At 68.0% G+C, this 366-nt stretch carries 1 protein-coding gene; it reads left to right on the top strand.

The genetic code is table 11. The annotated features are described in order from the left end of the window. On the top strand, window positions 1-366 hold a 366-nt coding region (locus tag AC1DYG_RS20810; RefSeq protein WP_477641724.1), incomplete at both ends, for a DEAD/DEAH box helicase.

Below are 366 nucleotides of genomic sequence, written 5' to 3'. Positions count from 1 at the left end.
GTCCTCGACGAGGCCGACCACTTGGCCGACCTCGGCTTCCTGCCGGTCGTCACCCGGATCCTGTCTGCGACCCCGCAGAACGGACAGCGGCTGCTGTTCTCGGCGACCCTGGACAACGGCGTCGACAAGCTGGTCAAGCGCTTCCTGCACAACGAGGTGCTGCACTCGGTCGACGAGGCCAACTCGCCGGTCGCCGCGATGACCCACCACGTCTTCGACGTCGCGGGCGTCGAGGCCAAGAAGGTGCTCGTGCAGAAGCTCGCATCGGGCACCGGTCGCCGCATCCTGTTCATGCGCACCAAGCACCAGGCGCGCAAGCTCGCGCGTCAGCTCACCGAGGCCGGCATCCCGTCGGTGGACCTGCAC

Source organism: Pedococcus sp. P1_H8 (assembly GCF_056405175.1).
This window is presented reverse-complemented; position numbering and strand designations above follow the sequence as displayed.